This window comes from Pseudomonas sp. FW306-02-D09B (genome assembly GCF_058782685.1).
This window is the reverse complement of the sequence record NZ_JBYSXY010000001.1, coordinates 901307-915591: the sequence shown is the minus strand read 5'-3', so window position 1 is coordinate 915591 and position 14285 is coordinate 901307. Positions and strand designations below refer to the sequence as shown.

At 58.6% G+C, this 14285-nt stretch carries 14 protein-coding genes and 1 pseudogene; 7 read left to right on the top strand and 8 right to left on the bottom strand.

Annotated elements, in window-relative coordinates:
* Window positions 1-13 precede the first annotated feature (13 nt).
* Entirely contained in the window at window positions 14-1336 is a 1323-nt protein-coding gene (locus AC3WK5_RS04165) for an MFS transporter (RefSeq protein ID WP_103314386.1), read from the bottom strand.
* A gap of 177 nt (window positions 1337-1513) precedes the next feature.
* Between AC3WK5_RS04165 and AC3WK5_RS04160 the strand changes: the two genes are divergently transcribed.
* The 4 genes and pseudogenes from AC3WK5_RS04160 to AC3WK5_RS04145 all read left to right on the top strand — a co-directional run bounded on the left by AC3WK5_RS04160 (window position 1514) and on the right by AC3WK5_RS04145 (window position 4453).
* Window positions 1514-2431 carry a LysR substrate-binding domain-containing protein gene (locus tag AC3WK5_RS04160; protein ID WP_103314387.1) on the top strand — a complete coding sequence of 306 codons (918 nt, stop codon included), beginning with the start codon at window positions 1514-1516 and terminating at the stop codon, window positions 2429-2431.
* 174 nt (window positions 2432-2605) lie between these two features.
* Entirely contained in the window at window positions 2606-3265 is a 660-nt protein-coding gene (locus tag AC3WK5_RS04155) for a LysE family translocator (protein WP_103314388.1), read from the top strand.
* Window positions 3266-3360: 95 nt separating this feature from the next.
* Window positions 3361-3780 (top strand): annotated as a pseudogene (locus AC3WK5_RS04150) (IS66 family transposase); the annotation flags it as partial.
* A 55-nt stretch (window positions 3781-3835) separates the two neighbouring features.
* Window positions 3836-4453 carry a hypothetical protein gene (locus AC3WK5_RS04145; RefSeq protein ID WP_103314389.1) on the top strand — a complete coding sequence of 206 codons (618 nt, stop codon included), beginning with the start codon at window positions 3836-3838 and terminating at the stop codon, window positions 4451-4453.
* 216 nt (window positions 4454-4669) lie between these two features.
* Here AC3WK5_RS04145 and AC3WK5_RS04140 read toward each other — a convergent pair whose 3' ends face one another.
* Entirely contained in the window at window positions 4670-6004 is a 1335-nt protein-coding gene (locus AC3WK5_RS04140) for an aminotransferase-like domain-containing protein (RefSeq protein WP_103314390.1), read from the bottom strand.
* A 112-nt stretch (window positions 6005-6116) separates the two neighbouring features.
* On the opposite strand from AC3WK5_RS04140, the gene AC3WK5_RS04135 reads away from it, so the two are divergent.
* Entirely contained in the window at window positions 6117-6731 is a 615-nt protein-coding gene (locus AC3WK5_RS04135; protein WP_103314391.1) for a DJ-1/PfpI family protein, read from the top strand.
* Between the two features lie 30 nt (window positions 6732-6761).
* On the opposite strand, the gene AC3WK5_RS04130 is transcribed toward AC3WK5_RS04135, so the two are convergent.
* Window positions 6762-7655, bottom strand: coding sequence for a LysR family transcriptional regulator (locus tag AC3WK5_RS04130; RefSeq protein WP_103314392.1), 894 nt, complete (start codon window positions 7653-7655; stop codon window positions 6762-6764).
* Between the two features lie 176 nt (window positions 7656-7831).
* Between AC3WK5_RS04130 and AC3WK5_RS04125 the strand changes: the two genes are divergently transcribed.
* Window positions 7832-8476 (top strand): hydrolase, encoded by a 645-nt coding sequence (locus tag AC3WK5_RS04125; RefSeq protein ID WP_054597057.1) that lies wholly within the window; start codon window positions 7832-7834, stop codon window positions 8474-8476.
* Window positions 8477-8553: 77 nt separating this feature from the next.
* Complete coding sequence (locus AC3WK5_RS04120) at window positions 8554-9126, top strand: antibiotic biosynthesis monooxygenase (protein ID WP_103314393.1); 573 nt, start codon at window positions 8554-8556, stop codon at window positions 9124-9126.
* A 73-nt stretch (window positions 9127-9199) separates the two neighbouring features.
* On the opposite strand, the gene yghX is transcribed toward AC3WK5_RS04120, so the two are convergent.
* The 5 genes from yghX to AC3WK5_RS04095 form a co-directional block, all read right to left on the bottom strand.
* Window positions 9200-10087, bottom strand: a complete 888-nt coding sequence (gene yghX / locus AC3WK5_RS04115) for a YghX family hydrolase (RefSeq protein WP_103314394.1) — start codon at window positions 10085-10087, stop codon at window positions 9200-9202.
* A gap of 287 nt (window positions 10088-10374) precedes the next feature.
* Entirely contained in the window at window positions 10375-11604 is a 1230-nt protein-coding gene (locus tag AC3WK5_RS04110) for a hypothetical protein (protein ID WP_103314395.1), read from the bottom strand.
* 387 nt (window positions 11605-11991) lie between these two features.
* Window positions 11992-12951 (bottom strand): PDR/VanB family oxidoreductase, encoded by a 960-nt coding sequence (locus tag AC3WK5_RS04105; RefSeq protein ID WP_103314396.1) that lies wholly within the window; start codon window positions 12949-12951, stop codon window positions 11992-11994.
* Between the two features lie 29 nt (window positions 12952-12980).
* Window positions 12981-14015, bottom strand: coding sequence for a Rieske 2Fe-2S domain-containing protein (locus AC3WK5_RS04100; RefSeq protein WP_103314397.1), 1035 nt, complete (start codon window positions 14013-14015; stop codon window positions 12981-12983).
* A 21-nt stretch (window positions 14016-14036) separates the two neighbouring features.
* Complete coding sequence (locus tag AC3WK5_RS04095; protein ID WP_103314398.1) at window positions 14037-14264, bottom strand: recombinase-like helix-turn-helix domain-containing protein; 228 nt, start codon at window positions 14262-14264, stop codon at window positions 14037-14039.
* Between the last annotated feature and the right edge of the window lie 21 nt (window positions 14265-14285).

Here is a 14285-nt window from a genome sequence, read left to right as displayed (position 1 = left end):
GAGCGCTGCGGTTTTATTGCGGCAACGGTTGATCACGGGTTTCGACGGCAAACGGCAGGATCAGCATGCCAGCCACGAAGGCCGCAGCGGTCCAGGCGATGGGGGCGCCGAGCGAGCCGTGCCAGTGGATCGCGGCGGCCAGCAGGAAGTTGACCCCGGCGCCGATGAAGCGGCCGACCGAGGCGTTGAAGGCGAACGCCGTGGCGCGGATCCGGGTCGGATACTGCTCGGGCAGCCAGAGCGAGAAAATCGCGAAGTTGCCGCCGAAGAAGCCGAGAAACACCAGCGACACCATGAACAGGTGCAGGCCGTCGTCCATGTAGAAGACCCAGCCAAAGGCGACCACGATCGACGTCGCCATACCCGCGAAGTAGATGCCCAGCGCAAGCCGTCGCCCAAGCCGCTCGGCCAGCCACGGCGCGACAAGGCAGCCGAGGATAGTGCTGAGCGACAGCACCGCCGCGCCAATGGAAGCCAGGTGCACAGCGCCGACATGGTCGATGCCTGCGCGAGTCGCCAGGGTCACCACGGCCGTTGCTTCATAAACCGAGCCGGCCCACAAACCGACGATCGCAACTCCGACCAGGGCCGAGCTGGTCAGCGTGCGTCGGCGAAAGGCCGGGGCAAAGATTTCCCACCACAAACTGCGTGCAGAAGTGATAGGGGAATGTGCGACAGGGTGCGCCACCTTGTGCGTCTGGGCAGGCTCCTTGACCTTCAACGCGGTGTAGATCGCCACCGCCGCCGGTGCTAGGCCGCACAGAAACATCACGCGCCAGCCGTAGGTTGCACCGACGGTGTAGTTCAGCAACGCGGCAATGAAAAATCCGAAGTAGTAGCCGGTTTGCAGATAGCCCGCGCCCATCTTGCGCCGGTCTTCCGGCCAGCTCTCGGCCACATAGGTGCCGGCCAGTGCCCATTCGCCGCCGACACCGATCCCGGCGATCAGCCGAAACGCCGCCAATTGCCAGATGCTCTCCGAGAACGCCGCGGCCCCGGTAAACAGCGAGTACACCAGGATGCTGGCTGCCAGCATCTTCACCCGGCCAAAACGGTCGGCAAGCGGCCCCCAGATAAACGACATTCCCCAGCCGATCAGAAACAACCCGAACAGCAGAGATCCGTACATGGCGATATTGGCGGGGGTTGGGGTGATGCCCGAGTTGGGCAGCAACTCGGTCAGGGCGGGAATCAACACCAGGGCGAAGATCACCGAATCCACGCCATCCAGCACCCATCCCAGGTAGACCGTCCAGAAGCCGCGAATCTGCTCGCGGGTCAGGGGCGTTTTGATCGGCTTCACACTCGTTGCTGATGCGGTTAATGCTCTGGACATTAAGATCTCCCATTGACCTTGATCAGGCCTATTGAGGCGCTGCGAGGCGGGGGACGCCGTCAGCGCTTCGTTTATTGTGAAATCAGTCTAGGCAGCGCATCTCATAAGCTACAAATATGAAATTCCTTTGGTCCCATCGGATTTTTATATAGAGTCAGATTCTTTGGACGCCCCCCCATGGACCTGCGCCAGTTGCGGTATTTCATCAAGGTGGTTGAGTGCGGCAACATCACCCGCGCCAGCGAGGCACTGCATATCGCGCAGCCCGCGATCAGCCAGCAGATGCGCAATCTGGAACGGGACATGGACACGCAATTGCTCGAGCGCAGCGTGCAGGGCGTGGTGCCCACCGCGGCCGGGCAGACGCTGTACCGACATGCCATCGAACTGCTGCGCCAGGCCGACGGCACCCGTGAACTGCTGCGTCAGGACGCCGAGCTCCCGCAGGGCAAGGTCTCGGTCGGCATGCCATCGAGTACGGCGCGGATGTTGGCGATTCCGCTCGCACGCACGATCCGCAGTCGCTACCCGGGCATCAAGCTGGAATTGATCGACGCCCCGAGTGCCGAGCTGGGCGGCCTGATCACGGTCGGGCGGGTGGCGCTCGCGGTGAATGTCGACGTGGTCGAAACCCGCGGGATGATCTCGCAGCGACTGCTCACCGAAACGCTGTACCTGATTGCGTGGCCGGAGTTTCCGTTACCCGAGGGACCGGTGACGATCGACGCCCTGGCGAAGATGCCGCTGGTGCTGCCCTGTGCCCCGAACACCATTCGCAGTCGAGTCGAGTCGGCATTGCAAGAGGCTGGTCTGCACTGTGAGGTCGAGTTCGAAGCCAACTCCACGGACTTGCTGTTCTCAGCCGTCCTGGCAAAGCTGGGCGTGACGATCCTGCCTTGGGCAGCCGCCCATGTCGAACTGGATCAACATAAACTCAAGCTCGCCAGGATCGATCATCGGCTGTTCACCCGCGAGCTGTCTTTGTGCTGGCCAGACACCGCCGTGCAGAGCAACGCGGTGCAGAAGGTCAAGGCGACCATTTTCGAACTGTTCGAGACGTTTGGACGCCACCCGGGGTGGGCGGACGGACAATGATGAGTCCGGTTGCCTGGGATTCGGGCAATAACCTGAAGTCGTGATCGACTTAGAGCATGTGTCCTTTGCGGGAAAACAAACGTATTTCGGTAACCGTTCGGCAAGCACATATTGTCAAATGCAGTGGCTTTGACTTTGCCGCCTGGTACGGGCAGAGTTTGGCGCTACATGAGGATGGATGCCTCGGTGAGGCTTAAGGAGAATGCCGTGTTTCCGATCAATATTTGGCTTGCCTATACTGCCGCGTGCTTGCTATTGGTTCTCGCACCAGGCCCGGACAATCTGCTGGCCGTAGGCCGAGGACTCAGTCTGGGCAGGGTAGCCGCTATCGTATCGGGCATGGCATCTGGGGCGGGAATTCTGTTTCATGTGGCAACCGCTTCGCTGGGACTGACTTTGCTTATGCAGACGTCCGCAGTTGCCTTCTGGGTCGTCAAGCTTATCGGCGCCGGTTATTTACTATGGCTTGGCATAAAAGTCCTACGCTCTCGTAGCCTGATTAGCTTCCAGCCAGCGACTCGGCAATCACTGCCGAGCATTTTCCTCACGGGATTACTCTCGGCAGCACTCAATCCGAAGCCTGGTTTTTTCGTTCTTGCGTTTATCCCGCAGTTCGTAGACCCACAACGCGGCTCAGTGAGCGTGCAGATGCTGGTGTACGGCATATGGTTCGCCGCACTTACGGCAGTGGGATTCGCACTTATGGGCGTATTTGCCACTGCACTGTCCCGATTTTTGCGTCAGAGGCCACGGCTGGTAAATGGCCTGAACGTAGGGGCAGGACTCACCTTCGTTGCTTCGGGAGTATCGATAGCCGCGCTCAGCCAAAAATAGGATCCGTGTATTGGCGTTGCGGGGCCAAGATTCCAGCCTCGCTGAGCCTCGGTGATTATGAAAGCTGACGACTTTAAGACCTGGAACCGAATTTACGGCATCGAATACGGCAAGAAAAAGCCATGCCGGTGATGGGTATGCTGCACACCTGGATGATCTTCCAGCGGAATTTAGTGCTCGAAGGTTCAGCTATCAGTAGAGCGCTGGATTACAGCCTGAAACGCTGGGCAGCGCTGTCGCGCTACCTTGATGACGGCGCCGTACCCATTGACAACAACCGGGCAGAAAACCAGATCCGGCCTTGGGCACCAGGGCGCAAGAACTGGCTCTTTGCAGGATCGTTGCGTAGCGGTAAACGGGCGCCAGCGATCATGAGTTTGATCCAGTCTGCGCGACTGAATGGCCATGATCCGCATACTTATCTCAAAGATGTGCTGATGCGGCTGCCGACACAACCAGCGAGTGAGATCGGGCAACTGCTGCAGCAACAGAGAGTGGCCGCAGAAATCACGTAAGCCCCGATGCTTTGAGACTTACAAGGATGACGCAATTAACGGAGTAGTCATAACGATGATTTTGGTTGTTGAAGGTATCAGCGCCAGCGGGAAAACCACTTGGTGCGCTAAGCATGGAGGGCAACATGTCATTCCGGAAAATGGCCGGTTTGAAAACGAGCCGGATCGGATAAAGGATTCAGCCGGAGCAGCAGCTTTTTGGGCAGAGCGAAACGTGGATCGCTGGCAAACCGCGTTGGCCATGGAAGACATTTTTTCGTGGGCTTTGTGTGATAGTGACCCCCTCAAGCTCCACTACATTTGGAGTCTTTGGCAGATCGGCGAGGCGAGCGAACGCGACTGGCGAATAGAGTTGGACGCCACAAGAGAAACGATCGCACAAGGACGTATTGGCTTTGCTGACTGTTACATTGTTGGCCGCATAGATCCTCAGCTCGCGAGCGAGCGAGCCAAAGCCGATACCACCCGCCGACGGAGTAGATTCGAGCTACACGTGCGCCTCCAACAAGCTCTGCTTACCTGGTACTCAGCTATGGATGAAGTGCTTCCCGGCAGAGTGCGATTCGGTTTTCCTTCAGAAATGCCAACCTTGAAAAACCTTGACGGAAGATATGCGGTGGCGGCCTTTGATCAAATGATCGCATCGCTCCCATGGCCTACTCACACCTCTTAGCGAGACGGAGCCTTATGTATAGCAGTTGGAAGCGGATCGATCTGAGGGCGAAGTAAAGATGTGTTCGCCATCCGCTTACGTTGCGCATGCCCTTGGGCCCGTTTAGCGGACTTGGCGCATTTGGGTGCGTGCGGCGTACCGGTACTCATGCAAAAGCAAAGGTGCGTCGGTGGCTATAAGGCCTGCTTGCTCATCGTTCAGCGACGCTCGGCCACCTCAATAAGAATGAGCGTCAACCACACGCTTCACCGTGTCGAGTGCGACTTGCAGGGCATCCAGTTCCAGTGAGCCGAGCGCAAGCCTGATCGCGTGAGGAATAGGGGCAGAAGTCGCAAAGGGTTCCGCAGTCGACACCGAAACGTGCTCGCGCATCAGCGCCATCGCCACCTGGTCGGCGCGAACCTCTTCTCCCAAAGGCAGCCAGAGAAAATAGGAGGAGGGATGGCCGATGTATTTCAAGTCGGTCAACGTGGCCCTGGCCATGGCCTGTCGCTTTGCGGCGTCCTGACGCTTTTCGCGCTCCAGACGATTGACCGTGCCGTCGTCGAGCCAGTGACAGGCGATTGAAGTCATCACCCCGGGCGTGTTCCAAATGGTCGCGCGTACGGCTCTCTCGATAGCGGGGATCCAGGCGGAGGGTGCCGCGACAAATCCGACACGCAGCCCGGTGGCGACATTTTTCGAGAGGCCTGTCACGTACACGGCTCTTTCCGGTGCAAGCGCTGCCAAGGGGGGCGGTGCGTCCTCTGCGAGGAACGCATAGGCGGCGTCCTCGATGATCAGCAAGTCATGCTCACGGGCGATGCTCACCAAGCGTTGCCGCCAGCTTTGGCTGGCGACCCACCCCAGTGGATTGTGCAAGGTTGGCATGGTGTAGACGGCGCGGACCTTTCTGCTCTGGCACAGTCGAACCAGGGCATCCAGATCAGGTTCACCGCCTGCAGCAGGGAGGGGGGCCAGTTCCAGGCGCTGGGTATCCGCGAGGACTTTGAAACCGGGATAGGTCAAGGCATCCGTCACGACAACATCGCCTGGGCGCAGCAGCCCCATGACAGTCACTGCCAGCCCGTGTTGAGCCCCGTTGACGATCAGTACGTGCTCGTCGCTGACGCTCAAGCCTCGGCACTGGAGATGCCGGGCGACTGACGCACGCTCATGCTGTCGCCCGCCATGGGGCTGATAACGGAGCAATGCCTCCAGATCGCCCGAAGACGCCAGTTGGCGCAAGGCGCCACGCAGCAGTTCTGCCTGGCCCGGTAGAGACGGGTAGTTGAAGTTAAGGTCCAGAACACCGGTGGCGACCGCTTGCTGATCGATGCCTAATCCTGATGGCAATGAAGTCTCCCGGACAAACGTACCTCTCCCGGTTTCGCCGCTGACCAGGCCCATTGTTTCAAGCTCTGCGTAGACACGGGTCGCCGTGGCTAATGCGAGGCCTTCGTTGGCCGCAAGCTCCCGGTGCGTGGGCAGGCGCGTCCCAGGTGACAGGCGTCCTGCGCGAATGTCGGCCGCGAACGCATCCACCAACGATTTATACCGGGAGCGAGCCATGGAGATGTATCCATTACAATAATTTGATTGTACTAATTATTCGCCATAGCCTGCGCCTGTACAACCGCCTCCTTCTGGCGGATACCAGCCACATTTGCAGGAAGGCTCAACCATGCATATCGCCATTCTCACCTTCGAAGGCTACAACGAACTCGACTCCCTGATCGCACTCGGCGTACTTAACTGCATCAAGAAACCTGGCTGGCGCGTGTCGATTGCCAGCCCAACGGCCCGTGTCCGTTCAATGAACGGAGTGGTGATCGAATCCCAGGCAACGCTTCGCGAGGCGAGCGAAGCCGATGCGGTGATTGTCGGGAGCGGCATGCAGACTCGCGAGGTGGTGGCTGATACCGCCCTTATGGCGCAGTTACAACTTGATCCCTCGAGGCAGCTCCTGGGCGCGCAATGTTCCGGCACGCTGGTGCTGGCCAAGCTTGGCTTGCTGGAGGGTGTACCAGCCTGCACGGACTTGACGACGAAACCCTGGGTCCAGGCGGCTGGCATCGATGTCCTTAACCAGCCGTTCTTCGCCAAAGGCAACATCGCCACCGCCGGTGGGTGCCTCGCTTCGGTCTATCTTGCGGCCTGGATTATTGCGCGTCTGGAAGGCGTCGAAGCGGCAGAAAGTGCACTGCACTACGTCGCGCCAGTCGGGGAAAAAGAACAGTACGTTGAGCGCGCAATGCGCAATATCGCCGCGTATCTGCCCGATGGGCAGGTTGCTTGAGGCGATTACAGCGAGAATCAAACCGCCGACTCAACTCGGCTTTTGCGCAAGCTGCGCCACCAAAAACTCGATAAACGCCCGGGTCTTCTGCGGAACCCGACGTGCAGACGAGTAGACCGCGTTGATGGTGATCGGTGGGGCCTGCCATTCGCACAACACGGCGACCAGCCTGCCGGCCGCCAACGCCTCTTCGACAATGAAGCTCGGCAGCAAGGCAATCCCCATGCCGGCTTCTGCGGCCTGGGCCAGCAGGTCGCCATTGTTGGCATGCAGAGGACCGGTGACGTGTACGCGCTGCGTTTCGTTGCCGTTGCTCAGTTGCAGGCTGACGCCGCTCTGCAGGTAGCCGTAATTCAGGCATTGGTGGGTGCTCAGGTCCTTTGGCGATTGCGGTGTACCCGCGCGCTCAAGATAGGCCGGGGAGGCGACCATGATCCGCGGAGCAGGCGCCAACAGTCGGGCCACCAGGGAGGAGTCCGGCAGGCTCGCGATGCGGATGGTCACATCGAAGCCGCCGCGTACCGGGTCGACCTGCTGGTCGCTCAGGACCAGTTGCAGCTCAATGTTCGGATGCTGCTCATGAAACAACGGGATCAGCGGCCCGAGCCGCCGCAGACCGAACGACATCGGCGCGTTGACCCGCAGCACGCCGCGTAGCTCGCCAATGCCGTTACGCGCCCGTTGCTCGGCTTCGTCCACGGACGCGATCACTTCGCGGGCCGCTTCGTAGTACTCCGCGCCGGCCTCGGTCAGGTGCAGGCTGCGCGTCGTGCGCTGCAGCAACTGCACACCGATGGCCTCTTCCAGCGCCTGAATCTGTTTGCTGACTTTTGAGCGTGGCACATCCATCGCTCGGGCTGCGGCGGCAAAGCCGTTTGCTCCGACGGTGGCGACAAAAGCACGCATGCATTCGATCCGGTCCAAGACTGTCCCTATTTTGGAAATAATGATTATGCATTTTAGGTAATTGTTTCGGTTTTATCCAGAAACTACATTAGGTTCCAAGCCGGTAGCACATCACCTCCAACCGGAGTACGCACCGAGCCTTGTAGCCAAACGAACTCATCTATCCAGAACAGCGACATCAAAAGGAACACGCCATGTCTATTCGTGAATTGCTCAACCCAACCAACTCCGCTCTGATCCTGATCGACCACCAGCCGCAAATGTCCTTCGGCGTGCAATCGATCGACCGTCAGACCCTGAAGAACAACACCGTTGCATTGGCCAAAGCCGCGAAGATCTTTAACGTGCCGACCATTTTGACGTCGGTCGAAACCGAAAGCTTCAGCGGCTACATCTGGCCGGAATTGCTTAGTGTGTTTCCCGATCATCAGCCCATCGAGCGCACCTCGATGAACTCCTGGGAAGATAAAAAACTGGTGGAGGCGGTGAAGGCCACCGGTCGCAAGAAACTGATCATGGCCGCACTCTGGACTGAAGTCTGCTTGAACTTCCCGGCTCTGGAAGCGCTGGCCGAAGGCTACGAGGTGTACATCGTCACCGACGCTTCGGGCGGGACGACCAAAGAAGCTCACGACATGTCGGTACAGCGGATGATCCAGGCCGGTGCGGTGCCGGTGACCTGGCAGCAAGTGCTGCTCGAGTACCAGCGCGACTGGGCACACAAAGAGACCTACGATGCAGTGATGGACCTGGTGCGCGAACACAGTGGTGCCTACGGCATGGGCGTGGATTACGCTTACACCATGGTGCATAAGGCGCCGCAACGTCAGGTCAAGTAAGCCGCGAAAAATACCGCTGCTCAACGGCGCAGTTCGCTGCGCCGTCACTGCCAGGGGGCATGCTCGGAGAGTCAGTCATGAACATCGAATTGTCGGAAGGCGTGGTCACACTGCTGGTGCGCCATCGGGTCAAAAAGGGTGGGGATGAGGCGTACGAAAACTGGTTGCGTCGCACTATCGCCATGGCGCGCACGTATCCAGGGCATCTGGGCATTGATGTGATGCGCGGACAAAGCCAGGGGCTGGCCCAGTTCACCAGTGTGCTGCGTTTCGCCACGACCGAACAATTGCAGCATTGGCTCGATTCCGAGGATCGCCGCAAGCTGGTCGAAGAGGCGCAGCCATTGCTCGCCGATGGCGACCAGACCGAGGTCAATGCCGACCGTGAGTTCTGGTTTACTCCGACTGATGAGGCTGCGCCGCCCCCACCGCGCTGGAAGCAGGCCTGCGTGACCTTTTTGGTCATCCTGCCCCTGAGCTTTCTGGTGCCGATGCTGTTCAAACCGTTGTTTGGCTGGGTGCCCTGGCTGGGCGGCTATGTGCAAGGCAATGTGCTGATCACGGCCAGCATTGTGCTGTTGGTGGTCTACGTGTTCATGCCTCGGGTGACACGCCTGTTTGGAAAGTGGCTGCAGCCGCGATCCGCCTGATGAGCGAGGTCCCTGCCGGGTGCAACGCCTCACTGACCGTGCGCGGTTCTTGTGTCGCGTGATGTTTTCAACGCTAAGCCAGGTATCGCCGGAACCAATCCAGCGTCCTGCTCCATGCAAGCTTGGCGGCGGCTTCATCGTATCGAGGCGTGGAATCGTTATGGAAACCATGGTTAGCGCCAGGGTAGATGTAGGCTTCGTAAGTCTTGCCGGCAGCTTTCAACGCCTGCTCGTAGGCGGGCCATCCTTCATTGGTCCGTGTGTCCAGTTCGGCGTAGTGCAATAGCAGAGGCGCTTGAATACGGATGACCTCTTCAGCCTTTGGCTGGCGGCCATAAAAGGACACGGCAGCACCCAATTCTGGATAGGCCACGGCCGCGGCATTGGCGACGCCACCGCCATAACAGAAGCCGACGATGCCGATTTTTCCAGTAGTCGAGTCATCCTTCATCAGCCACTCGATGGCGGCAAAAAAGTCATTCATGAGCTTTTCAGGGTCGACAGTTTGCTGCAGCTCCTGACCCTTTTCATCGTTGCCGGGATAACCTCCGACCGATGTCAGGCCGTCGGGGGCGAGGGCGATGAATCCCTCCTTGGCCAGCCGCCGGGCGACATCCTCGATGTAGGGATTGAGCCCGCGGTTTTCATGCACGACCACCACTGCCGGCACCTTGCCGCTGGCTTTCGCCGGGCGCACCCGATAGCCACGGACTTGCCCGTGTCCCTTGGGTGAGGGATAGGTGATGTATTCGGCGATGATGTCCGGGTCGGTAGTGGGCACCTGCTCGGCGAGCGCATAATTGGGGCTCAGGGCGGCGAGGAGTGCGCTGGCCGTCAAACCACCTAACGTGAACAACACCGCCCGATCCAGAAACTCTCGCCTGTTGATCATGCCGTGGGCGTAGTAGTCGTAGAGTTCCAGCAGTTCAGGGGCAAAATCTTTTGCAGTAAGACGGTTCATCTGTGCGCTCCCTTTGAATCAACCGGGTTGCCAGTGTGATGTCCAGCAATGCATCGTAGACAATAATTCGGCCTTGTTGCAGCTCGGCAACCAAACCCTACGGATCGAGCAACTGCCATGGCGCGCCTTGCGCAAATAACCTGAGGCCCGCCAGTTTCCTGAATTGTCACGGTGCTAACCATTTGGAACTCCAGATACACATTGGTCGTATCGGGAGTCTAAAGAGTCAATGCACAAGCACTAGTCAGGGCAGTTGCAGTTCGTTGCTGCAGCAGCTGCAGTAATAGTCAGAAGTAATACCCGATGTTGACATTGGTCCGGTAATACCAGGCATTGCTGCCGATCGAACTGGTGTTGGTAAAGCCGGAGCCGTTTTCCGCACCGCCATAGGGGTTGGCATTTTTCGCCCAGGTCAGGTCGACCCAGGCCATGATCGGCATGGCCAGGAACTGCGCACCGACGGTGTACATCTGCGAGTCGTCCCAACCTTTCTGATCCTTCATCAGACGACTGTAGTCGTTGTACAGCTTGATTTTTTTCAACTGACCCAGTTTGGGCGTGAGGATGTCGTAGCTGACGTTCAGCGAAGCAATGGTGGCTTTGGCGGCAATCAGGTACGCGGGTGTCAGGCCGTTACCGCCCATCAGCACTGAGTCGTTACTGACACCGGCCGGGTTTTTCGGATCGTACTCGTAGCGGATGCCCTGGGTGGAGACGGTCCATTGGCCTGCGTTGATGATGGCGTGAATGCCGCCGGCCCAGTAGTCGCCGTCTTCTTTGGTGGTGGCGTTGTACAGCTGGGCGGCAGCTAGTGACGCGCCGATTTCGGTTTTCCAGCCATCGTTGACAAAGGTGCGCGCGACGCGGGCGTTGACCTGGTTGTGTTTTTCGTTGTCCTGGCGTGACTGGATGGCGGGAATCGCATTGTCCTTGAGGTCGGCGAAACGCCCGATTTCCGGCGAGTAACGAATGTCGGAAGGCAACATCCGTGGGAAATACGCGAGTTGCACATCCCAGTCCTTATCCTTGTAGCTGTACTTCAAACCCGAGCCGGCGCTTACGCCATAGCCCATGAAAAAGGGCAGGTGATAACTCCAGCCAAACTGCGGATACGGTTCCAGGCCAAACGGCTTGAACGGTGCGCCCACTTGCAGGTTTGAATTACTGTTCAGGCGATAGCCGACGAAGCCACGATCGACGGAGCGTTTGCCGTCATCCTGGAACCAGTAGCCGACATCACTGAAGAGGTTCTTGTAGGTCGCTTGCACATCGAGGCGGAACGTGTCGAAGAGAAACCGGCCATTGTTTTCAGTGGTGGTCCAATGTTCGTCGCGGTAGTTGGTCCGCAGGGCACCGCCGATATCCAGGCTACTTTCGCCATCATCGCTACGCCAGGCGATATGCGGAAACGGCTTTTTAGCGGTACTCGACGTCTCCGGTGAGGCAGGACCGGGTTCGCCTGCGAAACTGACGCAACTGGTCATCATCAGCCCCAGGCATATAACGTAATTCTTCATATTGAACTCCCCTGCAAAGTTGAGCACTGCACAATGATCGGCAACACTTTCCCGCTTGCCTTTAATGTGGCAATGGGCGGATGACGTCGAGTGTTGCGGTAGTGAGTGCGTTTTTTGTTTTACTGTTTCATGGGTAATACGGCGTATAGCCTATAAACTTATGGGTGATAGAGCAGAAATTATGCCAACTGCCGATTTCTTCCATCGCAGGTAATAATTTCAATAAAAACAATTATTTATACTTGGAACATGTTTTTTTGTGTTGCCCGTGAAACGTAGGCCTCAGGGGGTAACGAAACTGCACATTGTTGTGCGTCTTTATTTCACGCCCATAAAAAAGGCCGACAAAAATGTCGGCCTGTTTATTCGATAAAATTGAACCCGGTGTTATAGATCAAGTACCAGTCGCCGACTCTTGCATCCCGATACACACACCATCATCGATTTATTCGCCGCGCGCTCGGCTTTGGTCAGTACGCCATCGCGGTGGTCGATATCGCCCTCCAGAACCCGTGTTTCACACGAACCGCAAACCCCTTCGCGACAGCTGTGCTCAATGTCGCAGCCCGCCTCAAGCAACACGTCGAGCAAACTCAAACCCGGCTCAATCGAAAGCGTCTTGCCGGATTTTTTCAGCTCGACGCTGTAACTGCTCTGCGCGTCTTCGGACGGCGGCAGTTCGGCCGCCGCGAAGCGCTCAATATGCGCATGGGGGTAACCAAGGCTTTCGCAGGTGCTTTCGAACGCATCGAGCATCGGCGTTGGACCGCAGCAATAGAAGTGCGTGTCGCTGGGCTGATCCGCCAGATAGGCGCTCAGGTCTGGCGGCATGCCCTTTTCGTCGTTGAAGTGGTAAAGCACGTTGGCGCTCAGGCCGCTGAGCTCCTCCACCAGCGCGGCCTCCTGCCGCGACCGGGCGCAGTAGATCAGCTCGGCGGATTTCCCCAGTGCCAGCAGCTGGCGGAACATGCAGTAGATCGGCGTGATGCCGATACCGCCGGCCACCAGTACGCTGTGCCTGGCGCTCAGGTCGAGCTGGAAGTTATTGCGCGGGGATGAAATCGGCAGTTGCATGCCGACTCGCAAGTGCCCGTGTACGTATTCGGAGCCGCCACGGCTGTTGCGATCGCGCAGGATACCGATCACATAACGGCCTTGATCGGTCGGCGAGTTGAGCAGCGAATAACTGCGCACCAAACCATTGGGCAGATGCAGGTCAATGTGCGAGCCGGCGTCGAACGGGGCGAACACCGTGTCGCCAAACGGCCGCAACTCGACACTGATGATGCCTTCGGCTTCGTAGCGCAGGGTATGCACGAGCGCGGTGAGGGGGGAGGAATGGGACATCGTTCACCTCTTTTCGACAATAGGCAGATTCATGGCAACTGCTTCGCGTCGATCAACTCCAGTTGGGCCTTGGCAGCGTTTTTCAGGTAGCGACGCAAACGCACCACACCGAGGTCATGCTGGTAGAGGTTTTCCCGCTGGTTGGCGTCCGGCTCCATGAATTCGAGCAACACCCGATCCTGTTCCAGCACTGCCCAGTGCCGTGCTTCCAGACGATTCTTGTAGAGGAAGCGCCAAGTGTCGCGCTGCCAGCCGGTCAGTGGACGGCAACGCCAGTGGAACACCGCCGACAACGAACGGCTGCTCGGCGTGTAGCTGCCGATGATGGTGAAGTTGCCGCCCGGGCCACCGGTTTTCGGATAAGGGATTTCCAGACGCAGCCAATGGCAGCCATTGTCCATGAACTCGGTCCAGTCGAAATTCACCCCGCGCTGGCCTTCCTTCTCGAAGAAGAAACCATTGTCCGTGTCGCGGGTGACGAACTTGGCGGTAGCTTCGCCTTCGCTCATGGAGTGCGACATCTTGTGCAGGTAGGTGCCGTGCATCGGGTCCATGACGTTATCGATGACGTAGCGGTAATCGCCTTTCCACTCTGTGTAGCAAACGAAGCTGCTCCATTCAGGGGAGGTCAGTTGCTCGGGCAGGACCAGTTCCGGCGGAGTGTCGACGTGCGGTTCGGCAGCGTTGTAGAGAAAGATTGCGCCGGCGGCTTCACGGGTGTGGAACATCCGCGTCGGGCGGCTGCCTTCGAGCTTGCATCCCGGGCTGCCGGGGACTTTGGTGACGGTGCCGTCGCAGCGTACTTCGACGCCGTGATAAGGGCATTGCAGGCGATCGCCCAGCACCGGGCCCTGGGACAATGGCGCGCCGCGATGCGGGCAGTGATCTTCGAGGGCGTGGACGCTGCCGTCGTTGTCGCGCCACAAGGCGATTTTGTAGCCCAGTCGGCGGATCGACACTGGTTTTTCGCCCAACTGATCGGATGGCAGGACCGGGAACCAAAGGTTCTTCAAACCATTGGCCAAGAGGTTTTCGGCAGGATCGACGGTTGTATTCATAGTCATTTCTTATTTACCTCCGGTGGGTCATTCGCCCAGCCGAGCCATAAGGATTTTATAGGCGTCCGCGGTCCACTCTCCGGTGGTCAGCGGGCAGGGCGGCCCGGCCAGGTTCAGGTGCGCGAGCAGGTCGGGCAACTCGGTCACCCCATTGCCAAAGGCGCGTTCGATGGAGTCGCCGAGCAACTCTTCGAATTGGGTGTTGGGCCGTTTACGGGCCTGATGTGGCTCCAGGTAGGGTTCGGTATTGCTCATCTCATTGACCTCCGTTTTGTA